Below are 20,409 nucleotides of genomic sequence, written 5' to 3'. Positions count from 1 at the left end.
CTCATAATCTGCAGGAGTCACATCCTTGCCTTGCTTCTTCATCTCTTCAGCGATTTGGGGGTTACACGACTCAAAGGTACGAAGAATTCGATAGAAAGAAGAACGCGACAGACCTGTTTCCTGAAAAATCTCTGCGCGTGATTTTTTCTCAACATAATACATCTCATAGATCCGATGATGATTTTTCACCCGATCCAGGGAAGATGACAGACATAATGGTTGATTCTTTTCCATAATTTGGGAGTTTAGGAGTCAACCTATTTTAAAAGAAGACACTGCCGCAACGCGGCAGAGAAAGATAGCCCGAAGTTGTTAAAAACAACATTATCCTCGACGGGCGAAGGTCTTCAGACAATAATACGCTATCAGGCTTGCCGTAATCACTCCTGCCGCATTGGCCATAAAATCCCACCAATCGCCTCCCCGATGCTTCGTACAAAACTCTTGCAGCAGCTCGATACCCCCGCCGAAAAGCAACGGACAAAGACAGGCTCCTATCCATGCATGCCAAACGGGAGTACGGTCGCGGCGATGTTGCAGGAAAAACTCCATCCACAACGCGCCGGACATACCGAAATACATGCAGAAGTGCACAAGCTTGTCGAATCCCGCAGGCGGATCGAAGCCGGTTTCGGGCGGATTGAAAAACGACAGAAAGATTACCAGCAGAATGATAAAAAAGGATATAGGATATTTCTTGATATAATAGAGCATAATTATCGCGTACTTTAAGGGGCAAATATACGTATCATTTTTTATATTTGCAGCCTGCTACAACAGTTATATAGCAAGAATGCAATCCAACCATAAAGATTATGACGAAGAATGAGAGAGCCAATTTCGGCAGCAAGTTAGGAGTGATACTCGCTTCAGCGGGTTCGGCGGTAGGGCTGGGGAACATCTGGCGGTTCCCTTACGAGACAGGAAATCATGGCGGAGCAGCTTTCATTCTCATTTATATGGGTTGTGTGATACTTTTAGGGCTTCCCATCATGATCTCGGAGTTTCTCATCGGGCGTCGTTCGAAAGCCAATACGGCAGGCGCATACCGAAAGCTGGCACCGGGCACTCACTGGCATTGGGTGGGGCGAATGGGAGTATTGGCGGGTTTCCTTATTCTGAGTTACTATTCGGTGATTGCCGGATGGACTTTGGAGTATATCGTGCAAGCCGCCACCGATAGTTTTGCCGCCAAAAGTTCGGCGGACTTCATCGCTTCTTTCCAACAGTTTACCGGAGACTCCTGGCGCCCCGCGCTATGGATGGCGGTCTTTCTGCTCGCCACGCACTTCATCATCGCAAAAGGGGTAGAGAAAGGCATCGAAAAATCTTCGAAGATTATGATGCCCGCCTTATTCATCATCATTCTGATTTTAGTCGGCTGTTCGATCTCACTGCCGGGAGCAGGTTCGGGCATAGAGTTCCTGTTGAAACCGGACTTCGGCAAAGTAACCGGAACCACCTTCCTGAGCGCAATGGGACAGGCTTTCTTTTCATTGAGCCTGGGCATGGGATGCCTTTGTACATACGCTTCTTATTTCGGCAAGGAAACAAACCTGACTAAAACAGCTTTGAGCGTGGGAGCCATCGATACGTTCGTGGCGGTGCTTGCGGGATTCATTATTTTTCCGGCAGCCTTTTCGGTGGGCATCCGCCCCGACGCAGGTCCCAGCCTCGTATTTATTACGCTTCCGAATGTCTTTCAGCAAGCGTTTGGAGACCTCCCCGTCATCGCTTATCTGTTTTCCGTGATGTTTTACCTGCTTCTGGCAATGGCAGCGCTCACTTCCACCATATCGCTGCACGAGGTGGTGACAGCCTATCTGCACGAAGAGTTCAAATTCACCCGGGGAAAAGCAGCCCGTCTCGTCACCGGCGGATGCATCGTCATCGGAGCGCTCTGCTCGCTTTCGTTAGGCGTGCTGAAAGATATTACGGTTTTCGGATTAACCCTGTTCGACCTCTTCGATTTTGTGACGGCCAAGCTCATGCTTCCCATAGGCGGATTGCTCATCTCAGTTTTTGCCGGATGGTATCTCGACAAACGGATTGTAAAATCTGAAATCACCAACGACGATTCTCTCCGCATGCCGGTATACGGGTTGCTCATCTTCCTCTTGAAGTACGTTGCCCCCATCGCCATCTCCCTCATTTTTATCCATGAATTGGGAATACTGAAATTATGACGGCGTGGAAAAACTTTTTCTATTTCACCCAAACGGAACGGCAAGGCGTTCTCGTACTTGCCGTTCTTATTGTCATCGTCTGCTCCGTTTCGGCATTGTCGCGACACTTCAAGAACGATGACGAACCCGATTCGATAGACAAGGAGCGACTGGAGGAAGAATACACCCGGTTTCTCTCTTCTCTCCAAGAAGCGAATCTTCCCGACCACCGACATCTCACGCTCCGCTCTTTTCCGAAATCCGAAGCCGCGCTTTTCCCTTTCGACCCCAACACCGCCGACTCCGCCGCTTTCGTCCGTCTCGGGCTGCCCGCATGGATGGCGAGAAACATTCTGCGATACCGAAGCAAGCAGGGAAAGTTCCGCCGCCCCGAAGACTTCCGAAAGATATACGGACTGACAGACCGGCAATACCGGAGCCTTCTACCCTATATCCGCATTGCCCAAGAGACAGAACTTAAAGACAGCGTACAATTGTTTACCCGATTGAAAGAGTATAAAGACACCTTGTTCAAATATGCGGCGGGAACGGTTATCGAACTGAACGGCGCCGATACCGCCGAGCTCAAGAAGATTCCCGGCATCGGCAGCGGCATCGCCCGGATGATTGTGAATTATCGCAGTCAGCTAGGAGCTTTCCACCGCATCGAACAGTTGGAAGACATACATTTAAAGGTGGAACTCCTCCGTCCGTGGTTTTCCATCGACGCGCGCTCCGTCCGCCGCATCAACGTGAACAAGGCAAGCGTGCAACGAATGATGAGCCATCCGTACATCAATTTCTATCAAGCCAAAGCGATTGTCGAACACCGGAAGAAGAATGGCAAGATAAACAGTCTCAAGGAGTTGTCGCTTTATGAAGAATTTTCTCCGGCCGACTTCGAACGAATGAAACCTTACGTCTGCTTCGAATAGATATTTGTCAGGAATCCATAAAAAAGTGCATTCCTATCACACCAGATAAGAATGCACCACACACAAACAAAACAAACACCCTACGCTAATCTTCACAGACTTCCGTAGAGAAGCGATTATAAAGATACGCCTAAAAAGGAGTACACATACAAACTTTCCGTTGTTTTGTATACATTTTTAAGCGTTTATCTCATGTATTAATCTTTTTTAATACAGCCATCTACCAGATGTATCGTACGGTCTGTGATTTTAGAAAGTCCTTCATCGTGAGTCACAATCACGAAAGTCTGCCCCAAGCGCTCTCTCAATTCGAAAAACAAGCGATGCAAATCTTCTTTGTTATGCGTATCGAGACTTCCGGAAGGTTCGTCCGCTAAAATCACCGCAGGGTCGTTGATCAACGCGCGTGCCACCGCCACCCGTTGCTTCTCTCCTCCCGAGAGCTCGTTCGGCTTATGAGACGCCCGGTCGGCCAGCCCCATAAATTCCAATATCCGCATCGCCCGTTTGTTCGCCTTCGTGGCAGAAACTCCTGCGATAAAAGCAGGAATCATGACATTCTCCAGAGCAGTGAACTCCGGAAGCAATTGGTGGAACTGAAAAACAAAGCCTATATTTTTATTTCGAAAAGCAGAAAGTTCCTTCTCCTTCATCCGTTTTACGTCCGCGCCGCTGATAATCACCGTACCGTTGTCGGGGTTATCCAGCGTTCCCATAATTTGCAGCAACGTAGTCTTTCCTGCTCCGCTCGGGCCTGCGATGCTGACTATTTCTTCCTTGTGAATCTCCAGGTCGATACCTTTCAGCACTTGCAGCGAACCGAAACTTTTCGTGATTCCTTCTAACTTGATCATCGTCTCCATTATAATCGTTTTATGACATATTCAGCCAAGTAACATCCGAACACGGCAGGCATGTAGCTCACCGTTCCGCAGGTCGATTTTTTATTCCGTTCTTCATCAGTCAGCAACACCGCTTTCGGATCGGCCTGTTCGGTGCTGAAAACCACCGGAAGTTTCCGCTTCATGCCCATCTTCTGCAACCTCTTTCGCACGGCTTTACTCAACCCGCAATGATAAGTATCCCAAAGATCGGCAAAACGCACCTGCGTGATGTCGCTTTTCGCCCCAGCCCCCATGCTCGATACAATCCTTATCCGCCGATTCATTGCCTCGTAAATCAGGAAACACTTCGGACTGATCGTATCGATGGCGTCCACGATAAAGTCGAACCGGGCACTGTCGAGCAATGCCGGTATACCATCGTCCTTGAGATAAACAGGCAACACGGTGAGTTCTATTTCAGGATTGATATCTTTATACCGTTCTGCCAGCACCTCCGCCTTCGGGCGTCCCAAAGTAGAGTGCATGGCAGGCAACTGCCTGTTCATATTCGTCGGCTGAACCGTATCGGCATCCACAAGCGTCATCCGCCCTACTCCTGCCCGGCAAAGCATTTCCGCCGCATAAGCTCCTACACCTCCCAGCCCTACAACCAGTACATGGGCCGCGCGTATACGGTTCATCTTATCTTTCCCCAACAACAGTTCCGTTCTTTGTTGCCAGTTTTCTTCCATCAATTCTTCTTCAACCATTTATAAAACCATTTACCTACCTTATCATAATTCTGAGGCTCGCTGTAACCGCGCGGATCGGAAAAAGAAATAACCTCATGCGGCTCGCCGAACTGGTCGGGGTAAAGAATAATGAGGCTGTTGTTAGAGAAATATTTTCCCAACTGTCCCGGCAAACGTTCGAATGAGCTGTCGTAAGATATCGATCCGCGGCGTGCCGAAATGACAACGAGCAGATGATCATAATTCACCTGTCCCGTCAATAATAACAGGTCTCCCCATTCTTCCAAAACCGAAAATTCGGTAGGCGTATTGCTATATTTCTTTTTTACGAGTTGTTGCAAACGTATCAATGTCTCCTCATTGGCGAAAAAATGCACCCGACATCCCAAAATACTTCCCATTCGGCAAAAATGCTCTACCCATTTCGAAAATCCCGGTTCGTATTCGGCCTTGGGAGGCACGGCGACAACTACCCGTCGAAGCGTGTTCACCGGCATCAGAAACTTGGCTATCATCACCTCTCTGTTGGTTCCTTTCAGCAAATTATCGGCCAGATTTCCGAAAAAAGAATCGACAATATTCATCTTACGGTGCAAGCCTATCACAATATCTGTCACACCGTACTCTTTCGCTGTGTGAATAATGCCCGAAGCGATATTCAAGTCATAGCGGCTCACGGTGGTGAGCGAAAGTCCCGCCGCCGCAGATATTTTGGCAGCCCGTTCCAAATTCCTTTTACTACGCCCTTCTTCCCCGCTCGTCGCGGCGGAATCGTCGTTAATCACGCTCAAAGCAATGAGGTTATCCTTTTGTTTGGCATCTCTGATGAGCATCGAAAGCCCCATCAGGTCCTCAATCGTATCGGGATTTGCCAGAGGAATCAGTATTTTCTCCTCCTGTTTGCCCTTTTTTACTTCCGTATCCATCTCGGTCTCCATCGCCACTTTCCGGGCGGCGCGCTCGGTAACGAACGAGCTGATGATGCATGTAAAAAGAATCAGCACAATCGTGCCGTTCAATACATCATCGTTCAAAAGACGCTCCCCGCCGGGAAGAATGATATTGTAGCCCACCAATACGGCAGCCAGCGTGGCGGCAGCCTGTGCATTGCTCAACCCGAACATCAGTTCGCGCTCCATCGCACTCATTTTATATATCTTCTGCGTAATCCAGCAAGCGATCCATTTGCTGAGCATCGCCATCGTGGTCATCACCAACGCCACTTTCAACGCGTCGCCCTTACCGAAGAGAATATGTACATTGATGATCATACCCACGCCGATGAGGAAGTAAGGAATAAAGAGCGCGTTTCCTACAAACTCCAGATGATTCATCAACGGAGAGACGTGCGGAATCAAGCGGTTTAAGACAAGTCCCGCCAAAAAAGCGCCGAGAATGCCCTCCATGCCCACAAACTCCATCAGACCCGCGCCCAGAAAAACCATCGCCAATACGAAGATGAATTGAACCACCCCGTCGCTGTAGCGGCGGAAAAACCAACGGCCGATACGCGGAAAGAAATAGATGATAAGAAAGCTGAGAAAGACGACTTTCACTACCAGCCATATCCAGAACATTTCGGAAGCTTCGCCTTTATAAAGCCCGCTAATCACCGCAAGCACCAACAGCGTAAAGGTATCGGTCACCGCCGTACCCCCCACAGCTATACTCACGCTGCGTTGCCGCGCTATACCGTAACGAATCACTATCGGATAAGCAATCAAGGTATGAGAGGCGTACATACTGGCCAAAAGAATAGAGGTTATAAGCCCGTACTGCAAGATGGTGATATTGCTGATAAAGCCCAAAATCATAGGAAGCGCAAACGCCAGAACTCCCAGAACAAAAGCCTTTCCCCGATTTTCCTTGAAGTCGCTCATGTTCATTTCGAGTCCTGCCAAAAACATGATGTAATACAGACCTACCTTCCCGAAAAGCTTGAAACTGCTATCGTACATCAACAGGTTGAAACCGTGTTCGCCAATCAGCACTCCCGCCAGAATCATCCCAATGATGTGGGGAATGCGAAGACGCCCTAAAATGATGGGGGCGAACAAGATAATAATAAGCACGATGAAGAAGACCCAAGTGGGGTCGGTTATCGGGAGGGTGAGGTGGAAGTCGAACAGATTCATCGTTTCCGTGTTTTAAAGATTTATCCGCAAAGAAACAAAAAAGTTCGCAGACCGCCAATGAGAAAAGGCGAAGATTCGGAGCACAGGAACAATTGTACGGCACATTCAACCTAAAAACAAGCGGTAAAAAGGCGAAAACATCCGCCATGCAAATGAAACGGCTCTTGCCGGTGTAAAGAACATCATATTCTGCCGGACAAAGCAAGCAAAGGGAAAAAGAGATGGACGCAACTTGTAATTTCCTGATAAAAAAGAGGTTTATATGGCAAAATGTTGTAATTTTGCGAGCAAATCTTTACTAATGGACAGAAGAACGGAATAAAGATTGAAGTATTCACATTTTAATAAAAGAAAAAAAATGAAAGTAGCTATTGTTGGCGTAAGCGGAGCCGTGGGACAAGAGTTCCTGCGCGTGCTCGATGAAAGAAACTTCCCGATGGATGAGTTGGTTTTGTTCGGTTCTAAACGCAGTGCCGGAACCACCTATACTTTCCGCGGTAAACAGATCGAGGTGAAACTCTTGCAACACAACGATGACTTTAAAGGAATAGATATCGCTTTTACTTCAGCCGGCGGAGGAACCTCCAAAGAGTTTGCCGAAACGATTACCAAACACGGCACGGTAATGATCGACAACTCCAGCGCTTTCCGCATGGATGCCGATGTGCCGCTGGTAGTGCCCGAAGTAAATGCGGCCGACGCTTTGGAACGCCCGCGCGGAATCATTGCCAATCCGAACTGTACAACCATACAAATGGTTGTCGCCCTGAAGGCGATCGAGCAACTTTCTCACATAAAAACCGTACATGTATCCACTTATCAGGCAGCCAGCGGAGCCGGTGCGGCAGCCATGGACGAACTGTACGAACAATATCGCCAGGTATTGGCAAACGAACCCGTGACGGTAGAGAAATTTGCATACCAGTTAGCATTCAATCTGATTCCTCAAATCGATGTATTTACCGACAACGGATATACGAAAGAGGAAATGAAGATGTATCACGAAACACGGAAGATCATGCACTCCGATATTAAAGTAAGCGCCACGTGTGTGCGTGTGCCCGCTTTGCGCGCTCACTCCGAAAGTATCTGGGTAGAGACCGAACGCCCCATCTCGGTGGAAGAGGCCCGCGAAGCTTTCGCCAACGGAGAAGGCTTGGTGTTGCAAGACAATCCGGCGGGAAAAGAATATCCGATGCCGCTCTTCCTCGCAGGCAAAGATCCCGTTTACGTAGGTCGCATACGCAAAGATCTGACCAACGAGAACGGATTGACATTCTGGATTGTAGGCGACCAGATAAAGAAAGGCGCCGCGCTCAATGCCGTTCAGATAGCCGAATACCTGATTAAAGTAAAGAATATATAAAGACACATACCCTAACCAAAGTAAGGGAAGACGAAAGCCTAAACAGACTCGGTGTTGCTTCCGCTTCCCTTTCTTTTATCTTTTAATACGACTCATCCTCATGTCGCTCCGGCACGTAGAGCTTGCTTGACAAGAAAGGCCAACCGGGTGACACAGAGACTATGAAGACACAAAAAACAAAACCGTAATGAGAGTCAGTAACCGCTTTGTTGCCATCGTTTTATTTCTGTTTACCGCTTTTTTCAGTTGCTCGCTTCCCCCCGAAGAAGAAGAGGAATATTCGACAGACGACTTGAGCCATCAGCTCCCATGGTCGGGAGAAAGGGGGAAATTCTCCATTAATTCCCGCCGGGGAATCCGGTTGGACGACCGGAATTATGTTACCGGAACGGCTTATCTCACCATTCCATCATCCGAAATACGTGACACCCGTTGGGAATTCGGGATGCATCTTTCATTCAATCCTTCCGCCAAAAACTACGCCCGCTTCTATCTGGCTTCCTCTTCCGAAGAGCTTTCGGGAAACTTATCGGGCTATTATATACAGATAGGAGGAGCGAAAGACAATGTCGGGCTTTACCGGCAAGAAGGAAACGAATCCCGGTTGCTGGTTTCGGGAAGGGAACTGATGAAGGGCGACAAGGCTCCCAAGCTCTACGTCAAAACGGAATGCGACAAAAACGGATATTGGACGCTACGGACACGTCTCGAATCGGAAAGCGAATACACGACGGAAGGGGGCGTGCAGGATACCGGCATACGTTCTTCGGTGTGCTGCGGCATTTACTGTGTATACACACCCAGCCGGTGCAAAGGGTTTGTATTCCACCACATTCGTTTGTCGCACGAAGTGGATACGGCGGCCGAGCCGAAAGAAGATTCTCCGGTTGCTCCTCCGGCAGGAATGACCGAATTGCCCGATGACGTCAGAGGCATGTTGCTCTTCAATGAAGTGATGTACGACAACGCCAAGGACGGAGCCGAATACATCGAAATTTACAACCCCACGGAGCAAACGATCACGCTTCCTGCGCTGTACCTTTATAAGATGGATAAGGATGGTAAAGTATACAGCACCGTTCCACTATATACGGATAGGGCGCATGCGTTGTTTTCCATCGAACCCGAAAGCTACCTTTGCTTTACGCAATCGGCGGAACGAATCATGAGAAAGCACCGGGTGGAACAAGAACGGATTATAGAAACGTCGAAATTCCCCTCACTCAATAACAAAGGCGGATACATAGCTCTCTCGAGAAGCGAAAAGCCCGCAAAAGGGAACACGTTCGATACCTGCGGATTTTGGGACTGGATGCACAATTGTGGGGGAAGCAAATTCACAGGAATATCTCTTGAAAAGAAATCGCCGGAGCTTCCTTCGGTCAACAACAACTGGCAGTCGTGCAAGGACAGCACGGGAGGTACGCCCGGAAGAAGGAACTCGGAGCCCGTGTAGCCGCTAAGTGTTGCCGGAGATCTTGCCGCACATCATACGGTTTTCACAATCAGCAGGCGCTCTGACAAGCTATATGGTTCATCGCATCTGTCGCATATTTAATATACCAAGCATCGAATCAGCGTGATTATATATTATTTTAATGGCTATAATCCTATCAGATTATGGCTATTATTATAGAAAATAACTACATTTGCATCCCAAGAAAAACATGACCGGAGTTTACTCCGCAACCATTGCTCCCGGAATTTGCACAACAACACGCAAGCCACGGGCACAAAACGGCAACGGCAGTTCTCCTAATAACAATCAGCAGACATGAAAAAAAAGATGAATTGTTTTTTGTCTTCGGGAAATGCCGAAGACATCATGCAAACCGTAAAAGAATTGCAGGCTTCAGAGCTGGTAAACAAAATCTATGTGCTCACTCCGAAGCCCGGCGGTTTGAAAATAGCCGGCTGTGAAGAGCTTCAGGCCGAATGCCTCTTCTCCGGACAAACGATGAAAACCATCGCCACGCATTCGGCAGATGCCGAATATGTATTGCTGTCGCTCAAAAGCACTCCGTTGCAGCCGGGGCTGTATGCTCTGGAAAGAATGATGCAGGTGGCGGGAAGCAACAGCAAAACGGGAATGGTATATGCCGACCGCTACCAACTGACGGACGGAGTACGCCGTCAAGTGCCGGTTATCGACTATCAGACGGGGAGCCTTCGCGATGACTTCGACTTCGGGTCGCTGCTGCTCTTCCATGCCGAAGCGTTCCGCCATGCGGCGAAAAAGGTAAAAGCAAGTTACAAAGCTGCGGGTCTGTACGCGCTTCGTCTGGCACTCTCCACCGAATACTCGCTGGTGCATATCAACGAATACCTTTATACCGAAGTGGAAACCGACAGCCGGAAAAGCGGAGAAAAGCAGTTCGACTATGTAGATCCGAAAAACCGCAGCGTACAGTTGGAAATGGAACAGGCATGCACGCAGCACCTGAAAGAGATCGGCGCTTATTTAGATCCTTACTGCCTCGACATCGACCTGAACAGCACGGAATTCGAAAACGAAGCGTCTGTCATTATTCCGGTGCGCAACCGGGTTCGTACCATCGGCGATGCCGTACGTTCGGCTCTTCAACAGCAGACGCGGTTCCGCTACAACGTCATCGTTATCGACAATCACTCCACAGACGGAACCACCGAAGCGTTGGCAGAACTGGCAAAAGACGAACGCCTCATCCACCTGATTCCCGAAAGAGACGACTTGGGCATAGGCGGTTGCTGGAACCTGGGCGTGGCTCATGAGCAATGCGGCAAGTTTGCCGTACAGCTCGACAGCGACGATGTATACGCCGACGAACATGCGCTCCAGAAAATAGTCGATACTTTCTATCGGGAAAACTGCGGCATGGTGATAGGCACTTATCAAATGACAGATTTCGATATGAACGAAATAGCGCCGGGCATCATCGACCATAAGGAGTGGACGCCGGAGAACGGACGGAACAACGCGCTGCGCATCAACGGGCTGGGAGCTCCGCGAGCTTTCTTCACGCCTCTGCTGAGGGAGATCAAACTGCCCAACACCAGCTATGGAGAAGATTATGCGGTAGGGCTGAGAATCTCGCGCGAGTACCGCATCGGACGCATCTATGATGTGCTTTACCGTTGCCGCCGATGGGAAGGGAACTCCGACGCGGCGCTCGAGCCCGAGAAGGTGAACCGCAACAATCTGTATAAAGACCGCATACGTACTTGGGAACTTCAGGCGCGGATGGAAGAATACGGAGTATCTCCCGAGCTTCAGGCGAACGTGAACGAAATGATCAAGCGGCAAAAGAACGCTTGGGAACTGGCTAAAACGAACTTCAAACTGCTGAAGGACAACCGGAAGAAGATGAAGAAGTTGCAAATGGTAGAAGACGATTTCGTAATGCAGGTGAAATACTATCCCAACCCGGCACGCTCGCGCTCCGCTTTGGCGAAGACCGACGCCGCATCCATCGCGCAAAGACCCTGCTTCCTCTGCGAAAAGAACCGCCCTGCGGAGCAGGAAGCTGTCAACTTCAAATATTACCATATATGTCTCAACCCCTACCCCATATTCGAGCGGCATCTTACCATCATCGAAAAGAACCATCGCGCGCAATCGGTTGCCGACCGCTTTGAAGACATGATCGACCTTGCCGAATGTCTGGACGAGTATTTCATCCTGTACAACGGTCCTGCCTGCGGAGCTTCCGCACCCGACCACTGCCACTTCCAGGCAGCCGGTAAAGAGGAAAGCATGGCGGGCGTGTTTTGTGAAGACTACGACTGCACGCCGATTGCCGAAGATTGGGACGGAAACTATGAAATAAATGCCGTGAAAGCTCCTTTTACGGCCATATCCATCACCACCGAAGGCAGAAAACACATGAGCAAGCTGCTGAAAACGGTGTTCAAGGAGATTCGCCGCATCTACGGCAAGGAGGAGCCGATGGTGAACATCATGCTTTGGAACAAGACCGAAGTGCTCGACGAGCTGCTCGAAGGCGAAGACACCGACCCGAAACGCTATTCTTGCGTCATCTTCCTGCGTTCCAAACATCGTCCCGACTGTTACTTCGCCGAAGGAGAAGAGCAGATGCTCATCAGTCCCGCCATTGCGGAGATGAACGGTATCTTCCCCATCGCCCGTCCGGAGGATACGGACAAGGTGACGCCGGAGAAAATAACGGGAATCTACAAAGAAGTCAGCCTGCCGAAGAAAAAGATGGACAGCCTCATCGCGCGTCTATCCGAGCTCTTGGGTGAGGACGAGGAATGACGAGGCCCACTTTTAACCGAAAGTACTCGGACACTCAATCGACTTTACTGAAAGATTGCGATTTGTAGCAAGTAATATTAGAAGAGAGAGGGGTGTCAAAGCTAATATGTATACTCCGGAAGGCATAGCGAAGTAAGAGACAACAAGGAGTATTGGAGTGCAAAGCTAATATGTGCACTCCGGAAAGTTACAGATTGTAACGAATAAATATAAAAGAGCCATATCAAACTCATTTTTGTGAGCAATAATATGGCTCTTTTCATTGCCGGCAGGAAAAGGTTTATTATTTCTTCTATTTGAACACAAGGACAACTTCGCGGTCTTTCACTTTTAAACCGCCAGTAACGGTAAAGAGCTATCCGTTTTTGGGAAGTCCTTTCAATGTTTTATAGAGTTTCTGCCACATGAAATACAGCCGGTTTACCGGAGATATAAACCCGATTCGCTGAAGATATACAGCCGGTCTGCTGAGTATATATGGCTACCGTGGTGGCTATATATACTCAGCATGGTAGCCATATATACTCAAGCTACCTGTGCATATATAGCCACCACGCTGACTATATATGTAAAGTATCCGGCATATCATTGATGAAACGCTCCGCCCCGATGACTTAGATCATTCCGGCGATTTCCTTATGAGAAAGCCGCTTCACATCGGTTATCGAAATACGGCGAATGAAAATAAAAACGCCAAATCATCTTATTTTCAGGTCTTTTTGTTACATTTGCATATCTAACCATTATAATCAACCCAATGATGAAGAAGGTAATATTAGCCATCTCCGTGCTTTTATTGGTTGCAGGATGCAGCCGGGTGGCGCTGACAGGACGCAAACAACTGCTGTTGGTATCCGACTCCGAAGTGATGAGTTTAAGCAACTCGAGCTTTAAGAACTACATGAAAACGGCTAAGCAGTCGACCAACGCCGCCAACAAAGCAATGGTGGTACGGGTGGGACAGCGCATTGCCAATGCCGTAGAAACGTACCTCCGCACAAACGGGATGGAGGATCAGGTCCGGAATTTCGCATGGGAATTCCATCTGGTGCAGGACAATACGCCCAATGCTTTCTGCATGCCCGGCGGAAAAATTGTGGTGAACGAGGGGATACTTCCTTATACCAAAACGGAAGAGGGGCTTGCCATCGTCCTTGGACATGAAGTGGGACATGCTGTGGCGAAGCACTCGGCAGAACGCATCAGCCAGCAGATGCTTGCCTCATACGGAGGACAAGTGTTGAGCGGGGTGCTCGCGGGGAAATCGGCGGAGACCCAGATATTGGCGCAGCAGGTGTACGGATTGGGCGCCCAGTATGGCGTAATGCTCCCTTATTCGCGCAGAAACGAGAGCGAAGCCGACCATCTGGGACTTGTATTCGCGGCTATGGCAGGCTATAATCCCGAAGCGGCCATTGCTTTCTGGCAGCGTATGTCGGCGGGCGGAGGGCAAAAAGTTCCGCAATTCATGAGTACGCACCCTTCCGATGAAGCACGCATCAGAAACATTAAGAAACTGTTGCCGGAGGCGATGAAGTATTACAAACCGGGACAACAGACGGCTCGTCCTGCCACCGGGAAGACGAAGAAAGGACGTTCGTTTACTTTCGAAAGAATATCCAAATAAGAAAGATATACGAATAAGAAGGATATACGGATAATAGTAAAAGCATCCCCCTGTTACAGCCAACCAACCTGTCCGACTTCTACGGCAGGTGCATCTGTAGCAGGGGGATGCTTATGCTCAAGGCGTTCTTTTTTTAACGCCCTCGCTTCTTCAGCCTATATAAACCGGACTTACAAATCCTCTTTCTTACCGGAGAAAGCAAGCAATTTCAAATCGAAGATAAGATTGGAATACGCCGGAATAAGGGTGCTTTTATCCGTGCTTCCGTAAGCATACTTCCAAGGGATGTAGATTTCCCAGCGATCGCCCACCTTCATCCGTTGAACCGCTTCAGTCCACCCCGTGATTACCTCGTTCACCCCGAACACGGTGGGAGAAGTATCGCCCGTTCCCGTATCACCTTCGCCTTCGACAGGATTTTCTCCTATAAAGTTTCCGTCATAAATCTCTCTCAAGATATTGGTACGTTTATAATATACTTTTATATAATCGGTATATTTAGGAGACTCCGTATTTCCGGCAGGCGCGCTCTCTTTCACCTTGTAGTAAATATAAGAACCCGGAGCAGAAGCCAACTCGAAACGCGACAGTCCGCCATGCTCGGGTTTCGTATCATAGACATTCGCCAAAGAATCGAGAAACGCATCGTTCCTTTTCCGCCAATCGGCATACCTGTCTTCTTCCTTGGTTTCGCTGCAAGAAGCGAACGCCAGAGCCATCAACAAGATGGAGAATAAATAGATTTTCTTGCTCATTCGTCAAAGTTTTTATTGGATGGTTTTCAGTAATGAAGTAATGCTCACCCGGTCTGCAATAATATTGTTCAGCTCGGAGATGAGCACACGCTCTTGCTGCATAGTGTCGCGGTTGCGCAACGTCACGCAGTTGTCTTCGAGCGTCTGATGGTCCACAGTCACACAGTAAGGAGTACCGATGGCATCCTGACGGCGGTAACGCTTTCCGATGCTGTCTTTCTCGTCATACTGACAATTGAAGTGGAACTTCAGATCGTTGATAATCTCACGCGCTTTTTCAGGCAGCCCGTCTTTCTTCACCAACGGCATCACAGCCAGTTTCACTGGAGCCAGAGCGGCGGGAAGCCTCAATACGACACGGCTTTCACCGTTCTCCAATTGTTCTTCGCAATAGGCGGCGCTCATGATGCTGAGGAACATGCGGTCTACGCCGATGGAAGTCTCGATGACATACGGCGTGTACGATTCGTTCAGCTCGGGGTCGAAGTACTTGATGCTCTTTCCACAATACTTCTCGTGCTGCGACAGGTCGAAGTCCGTACGCGAGTGAATACCCTCCACTTCCTTAAAGCCGAACGGCATCAGGAACTCGATGTCGGTAGCCGCATTGGCATAGTGGGCAAGCTTGTCGTGGTCGTGATAGCGGTAATGGTCGTCGCCGAAACCAAGCGCTTTATGCCATTTCAGGCGGATCTCTTTCCATTGCTTGAACCAGTCGAGCTCGGTTCCCGGTTTTACGAAGAACTGCATCTCCATCTGTTCGAACTCACGCATGCGGAAGATGAACTGACGGGCAACAATCTCGTTACGGAATGCCTTACCTATCTGGGCAATGCCGAAGGGAACTTTCATGCGTCCGGTCTTCTGCACGTTCAGATAGTTGACGAAGATGCCCTGTGCCGTTTCGGGACGGAGATACACCTTCATGGCTCCCTCAGACGTAGACCCCATCTCGGTAGAGAACATCAGGTTGAACTGACGTACCTCCGTCCAGTTCTTCGTTCCCGAAACAGGACAAACGATTTCTTCGTCGATGATGATCTGGCGGAGCTCTTCAAGATTACCGTCGTTCAACGCCCGGGCAAAGCGTTCGTGCAACGCGTCGCGTTTCGCCTGATTCTCCAGCACGCGTCCGTTGGTAGAGCGGAACTGCGCTTCGTCGAAAGCGTCTCCGAACCTCTTGGCGGCTTTCGCCACTTCCTTGTTTATTTTATCGTCGTATTTCGCCAATTGGTCTTCAATCAACACATCGGCACGATAACGTTTCTTGGAGTCTTTGTTATCTATCAAAGGGTCGTTGAAAGCATCCACGTGGCCGGAAGCCTTCCAGATAGTAGGGTGCATGAAGATGGCGGAGTCGATGCCGACAATGTTTTCGTGCAGCAACACCATGCTGTCCCACCAGTATTTTTTAATGTTGTTTTTCAATTCAACGCCCATCTGACCGTAGTCGTACACAGCGCCTAATCCGTCGTATATATCGCTCGAAGGAAACACGAAACCATACTCCTTGCAATGCGATACCAGTTTCTTAAAAACGTCTTCTTGTGCCATTTTTTATCTGTATCTAATAAATTGATTTTCTTTCATTTCAAAAAAGTGCCACAAAGATAGGTATTTATCCCGTAAATCAGACAGGCGGGGGTATTAATTTATCTTATACCTGTCTTTGAGCCGTACCCATCAGGCATATCCGGTAAAGGTGCCACACGGACGAGGTAAATCGCTTTCCTGGGTTCGCCGCACCGATCAGACATATCCCGCAAAGGCGTAACCGCCAGCTTCTTTACCCTAAGCATAATCGGGGCTACAAACGACTTCAACGGCATAAACAATGTAAAAATCCCGAACAGTTTCCAAGTTTTTTTCATCGTAATCTCTTTTATTTTTGTATTTTTGCCTGAAATACATAAGAAACACACTATAAGCAAGCTTTATGAGTGACGAGATAAACGATATAACCGAAGGACATTCAGACTATAAACCGGCAGATAACCGGAATGAAAGCATCAGACACCAACTGACGGGCATGTACCAGAACTGGTTTTTGGACTATGCGTCATACGTTATTCTGGAGCGCGCCGTTCCCCATATCAACGACGGGCTGAAGCCCGTACAACGCCGCATCCTGCATTCGATGAAGCGGTTGGACGACGGACGTTACAACAAGGTGGCGAACATCGTAGGGCATACGATGCAGTTTCACCCGCACGGCGACGCTTCCATCGGCGATGCACTGGTACAGTTGGGACAGAAAGACATGCTGATAGACTGCCAGGGAAACTGGGGAAATATCCTCACGGGCGACGGGGCAGCCGCTCCGCGTTATATCGAGGCACGCCTTTCGAAGTTCGCGCTCGACGTAGTGTTCAATCCCAAAACCACGGAGTGGAAACTGTCATACGACGGACGAAACAAAGAGCCGGTCACACTCCCGGTAAAATTCCCGCTGCTGTTGGCGCAAGGAGTGGAAGGCATTGCCGTAGGACTATCTTCGAAAATCCTTCCCCATAACTTCAACGAGCTTTGCGACGCTTCCATCAACTATCTCAAGGGAGAATCTTTCAAACTCTATCCCGACTTTCAGACGGGAGGGTCGATAGACGTATCCAAGTACAACGACGGAGAACGGGGAGGTAGCGTGAAAGTACGGGCAAAAATCAATAAGATAGACAATAAAACACTTGCCATTACCGAAATCCCTTACGGAAAAACGACTTCTTCCGTCATAGACTCTATCCTGAAAGCGGTGGACAAAGGGAAAATCAAGATAAAGAAGGTAGACGATAACACGTCCGCCAACGTAGAGATACTGGTGCATCTGGCGCCGGGCACTTCGTCGGACAAAACCATCGACGCGCTGTATGCATTTACCGATTGCGAAGTGAGCATTTCGCCCAACTGCTGCGTAATCGACGAGCGGAAGCCGCACTTCCTTACCGTAAGCTCGGTGCTGAAGAAATCGGCGGACAATACGCTCGACCTTCTGCGTCAGGAACTGGAGATACGCAGAGGAGAAATTCTGGAAGCGCTTCATTTCGCTTCGCTCGAAAAAATCTTTATCGAAGAACGCATTTATAAAGACAGGCAGTTCGAACAAGCGAAGAGCATGGACGCCGCCTGCGAACACATCGATGAGCGCCTGACCCCGTTCTATCCGCAGTTTATCCGCGAAGTGACCAAAGAGGATATTCTCAAGCTGATGGAAATCAAGATGGGACGTATCCTGAAGTTCAATTCGGACAAGGCGGACGAACTCATCGCGCGGATGAAAGAAGAGGTGGCGGAGATCGACAATCATCTGGCGCATATCGTAGACTATACGATCGAGTGGTACGAAATGTTGAAAAACAAGTACGGCAAGGCTTTCCCGCGACGGACGGAGTTGCGCAACTTCGACACAATCGAAGCGACGAAAGTGGTGGAAGCAAACGAGAAGCTGTATATCAATCGTGAGGAAGGATTCATAGGAACTTCGCTCAAAAAAGACGAATTTGTAGCCAACTGCTCGGATATAGACGACGTGATTGTTTTCTTCAGAGACGGGAAGTACATCGTCACTCCGGTGGCCGACAAGAAGTTTGTGGGGAAAAACGTCATCTATATCAACGTATTCAAGAAAAACGACAAGCGAACCATCTATAACGCCACTTATCGCGACGGGAAGGAAGGAACCACCTACATCAAGCGGTTTGCGGTGACGTCGGTGGTACGCGACCGCGAATACGATGTCACGCAAGGAACGCCCGACTCCCGCATTACATATTTCAGCGCCAACCCGAACGGAGAAGCGGAAATCATCAAAGTAACCCTGAAACCGAACCCTCGTGTACGGCGGATTATCTTTGAACGCGACTTCAGCGAAATATCCATCAAGGGCCGTCAGGCACGAGGCGTGATTCTCACCCGTCTGCCGGTGCACAAGATCACTCTCAAGCAACGCGGAGGCTCTACTCTCGGCGGACGAAAAGTGTGGTTCGACAGGGATGTGCTGCGCCTCAACTACGACGGACGGGGAGAATATCTGGGAGAATTCCAGAGCGACGATACCATATTGGTGGTGCTGAACAACGGGGAGTTCTACACAAGCAACTTCGACCTGAGCAACCATTACGAAGACAATGTAAGCATCGTAGAGAAGTTCGACGCCAACAAGGTGTGGACCGCTGCCCTGTATGATGCCGACCAGCAAAACTATCCGTATCTGAAACGCTTCTGCTTCGAAAGCTCCAACCGGAAGCAGAATTATCTGGGCGAAAACAAAAGCAACCGCCTCATCCTGCTGACCGACGAATACTATCCGCGCCTGGAAGTGGTCTTCGGAGGGCACGACAATTTCCGTGAACCTATGGAGGTGGATGCCGACGAGTTTATTGCGGTAAAAGGATTTAAGGCGAAAGGCAAACGACTGACGACCTATACGATAGATACCATCAATGAGCTGGAACCTACTCGCTTCCCGGAACCTCCGAAAGAGGAAGAAAAGCAGGATGATGAGGAGCCGGAAAATCTGGATCCGGATTGCGATAAAAGCGAAGGAGACATCATAGACGAGATTACGGGCCAGATGAAACTGTTTTAAAACAGCCGGCACCGGAGTCATAAACATAGTCACGGTCTTTTTATATAGCAAAAATAAACAAAGACGAACGAAGATGATAAAACTGAAAACTTGTCTTGCGGCAATCATACTGTCAGTGATTCCCCTTTCAGCCTCTTGGGGAGGAAACAACACGCGTGCGGAACGTGTCGACCGCAAGGCATCAGACAGCCTGCGGGCTCGCCGCTACATGATACGCTCCACCATGTACGGCGCGGGATATACCAATGTGTTCGACACTTACCTTTCGCCACAGGAATACAAAGGAGTCGAGTTTCGCATCTCGCGCGAAAGCATGCGGATGACAAGACTGTTCGACGGGAACATCTCTGCCCAGAACTTCTTTCAGGCCAATATCGGATATACCCACAACCGGGCGGACAACAACAATACTTTCTCTGCGCTGGTCAACTGGAACTACGGGCTGCATTACCAGTTCCGCCTCACAGAGAATTTCAAATTATTGGCGGGCGGTCTGTTCGACGCCAACGGAGGATTTGTCTATAATCTGCGGAACACGAACAATCCGGCATCGGCACGGGCATACGCCAACCTCGACGCTTCGGGAATGGCTATCTGGCATCTGAAGATTAAACGCTACCCCATCGTTCTTCGCTATCAAGCCAATTTCCCACTCATCGGACTTATGTTCTCACCGCGTTACGGGCAGTCTTACTACGAGATATTTTCCGTAGAGAACACTTCCGGAGTGGTGCAGTTCACCTCCCTGCACAATCAGCCTTCCCTCAGGCAGATGTTGTCGGCAGACTTTCCCGTAGGCAAAGCCAGAATGCGTGTCAGCTATCTGGCGGACTTACAGCAATCGAACGTCAACCGGATCAAGACACACACCTACTCTCATATATTTATGATAGGCTTTGTGAAAAACATATATCGCGTTTCGAACAAAGAGGAATCGGCTTTGCCGCCATCGGTCAGGGCATATTGAGCCGGAAGAAATAAAAACAACTTAACAAGACAGAAAAGAGGTATAT

General features: G+C 49.2%; 16 protein-coding genes. 8 read left to right on the top strand and 8 right to left on the bottom strand.

Annotated features, from left to right (window positions below):
* Both C234_RS17410 and C234_RS0107340 read right to left on the bottom strand, forming a co-directional pair.
* A partial coding sequence (locus C234_RS17410; protein WP_154656399.1) for a DUF1492 domain-containing protein occupies positions 1-234 on the bottom strand: 234 nt, incomplete at its 3' end.
* A gap of 90 nt (positions 235-324) precedes the next feature.
* Positions 325-714 carry a VanZ family protein gene (locus C234_RS0107340; protein ID WP_027325221.1) on the bottom strand — a complete coding sequence of 130 codons (390 nt, stop codon included), beginning with the start codon at positions 712-714 and terminating at the stop codon, positions 325-327.
* A 101-nt stretch (positions 715-815) separates the two neighbouring features.
* Between C234_RS0107340 and C234_RS0107335 the strand changes: the two genes are divergently transcribed.
* Together C234_RS0107335 and C234_RS0107330 are read left to right on the top strand one after the other, a co-directional pair.
* A complete protein-coding gene (locus C234_RS0107335; RefSeq protein WP_027325220.1) occupies positions 816-2,186 on the top strand; it encodes a sodium-dependent transporter in 1,371 nt (456 codons plus the stop codon).
* A complete protein-coding gene (locus C234_RS0107330; protein WP_034538243.1) occupies positions 2,183-3,100 on the top strand; it encodes a ComEA family DNA-binding protein in 918 nt (305 codons plus the stop codon). Before C234_RS0107335 ends, C234_RS0107330 begins: the two co-directional genes overlap by 4 nt.
* 197 nt (positions 3,101-3,297) lie before the next feature.
* Here C234_RS0107330 and C234_RS0107325 read toward each other — a convergent pair whose 3' ends face one another.
* The 3 genes from C234_RS0107325 to C234_RS0107315 are packed head-to-tail and all read right to left on the bottom strand — an operon-like array spanning position 3,298 to position 6,811.
* Positions 3,298-3,954, bottom strand: coding sequence for an ABC transporter ATP-binding protein (locus tag C234_RS0107325; RefSeq protein WP_027325218.1), 657 nt, complete (start codon positions 3,952-3,954; stop codon positions 3,298-3,300).
* 8 nt (positions 3,955-3,962) lie between these two features.
* Positions 3,963-4,694, bottom strand: a complete 732-nt coding sequence (locus tag C234_RS0107320) for a tRNA threonylcarbamoyladenosine dehydratase (protein WP_021645727.1) — start codon at positions 4,692-4,694, stop codon at positions 3,963-3,965.
* Positions 4,676-6,811: a cation:proton antiporter gene (locus C234_RS0107315; protein ID WP_021645726.1), complete on the bottom strand. Its 2,136-nt coding sequence runs from the start codon at positions 6,809-6,811 to the stop codon at positions 4,676-4,678. The genes C234_RS0107320 and C234_RS0107315 overlap by 19 nt, the downstream gene beginning before the upstream one ends.
* A gap of 358 nt (positions 6,812-7,169) precedes the next feature.
* Between C234_RS0107315 and C234_RS0107310 the strand changes: the two genes are divergently transcribed.
* From C234_RS0107310 to C234_RS16090, 4 genes are all read left to right on the top strand, one after another.
* The gene (locus C234_RS0107310; protein WP_027325217.1) at positions 7,170-8,177 is read left to right on the top strand and encodes an aspartate-semialdehyde dehydrogenase; all 1,008 of its coding nucleotides are present in this window, start codon (positions 7,170-7,172) and stop codon (positions 8,175-8,177) included.
* 187 nt (positions 8,178-8,364) lie between these two features.
* Positions 8,365-9,633, top strand: a complete 1,269-nt coding sequence (locus tag C234_RS0107305; RefSeq protein ID WP_027325216.1) for a lamin tail domain-containing protein — start codon at positions 8,365-8,367, stop codon at positions 9,631-9,633.
* A 318-nt stretch (positions 9,634-9,951) separates the two neighbouring features.
* A complete protein-coding gene (locus C234_RS0107300) occupies positions 9,952-12,432 on the top strand; it encodes a DUF4922 domain-containing protein (protein ID WP_027325215.1) in 2,481 nt (826 codons plus the stop codon).
* 760 nt (positions 12,433-13,192) lie between these two features.
* Positions 13,193-14,059 carry a M48 family metallopeptidase gene (locus tag C234_RS16090; protein ID WP_034537179.1) on the top strand — a complete coding sequence of 289 codons (867 nt, stop codon included), beginning with the start codon at positions 13,193-13,195 and terminating at the stop codon, positions 14,057-14,059.
* Positions 14,060-14,229: 170 nt separating this feature from the next.
* Here the strand turns inward: C234_RS16090 and bamJ are convergent, their stop codons facing one another.
* The 3 genes from bamJ to C234_RS0107280 form a co-directional block, all read right to left on the bottom strand.
* Positions 14,230-14,814: a BamJ family beta-barrel-assembly machinery protein gene (gene bamJ, locus C234_RS0107290; protein ID WP_027325214.1), complete on the bottom strand. Its 585-nt coding sequence runs from the start codon at positions 14,812-14,814 to the stop codon at positions 14,230-14,232.
* Positions 14,815-14,826: 12 nt separating this feature from the next.
* A complete protein-coding gene (locus tag C234_RS0107285) occupies positions 14,827-16,368 on the bottom strand; it encodes a glycine--tRNA ligase (RefSeq protein WP_027325213.1) in 1,542 nt (513 codons plus the stop codon).
* 98 nt (positions 16,369-16,466) lie between these two features.
* On the bottom strand, positions 16,467-16,685 hold the full coding sequence (locus C234_RS0107280) for a hypothetical protein (RefSeq protein ID WP_027325212.1): 219 nt from the start codon (positions 16,683-16,685) through the stop codon (positions 16,467-16,469).
* Between the two features lie 65 nt (positions 16,686-16,750).
* Between C234_RS0107280 and C234_RS0107275 the strand changes: the two genes are divergently transcribed.
* Positions 16,751-19,396 carry a DNA gyrase/topoisomerase IV subunit A gene (locus C234_RS0107275; protein WP_027325211.1) on the top strand — a complete coding sequence of 882 codons (2,646 nt, stop codon included), beginning with the start codon at positions 16,751-16,753 and terminating at the stop codon, positions 19,394-19,396.
* A 76-nt stretch (positions 19,397-19,472) separates the two neighbouring features.
* Positions 19,473-20,363 (top strand): DUF3316 domain-containing protein, encoded by an 891-nt coding sequence (locus tag C234_RS0107270; protein ID WP_027325210.1) that lies wholly within the window; start codon positions 19,473-19,475, stop codon positions 20,361-20,363.
* Positions 20,364-20,409: the final 46 nt, after the last annotated feature.

This window comes from Bacteroides pyogenes DSM 20611 = JCM 6294 (assembly GCF_000428105.1).
GTDB lineage: Bacteria > Bacteroidota > Bacteroidia > Bacteroidales > Bacteroidaceae > Bacteroides > Bacteroides pyogenes.
This window is presented reverse-complemented; position numbering and strand designations above follow the sequence as displayed.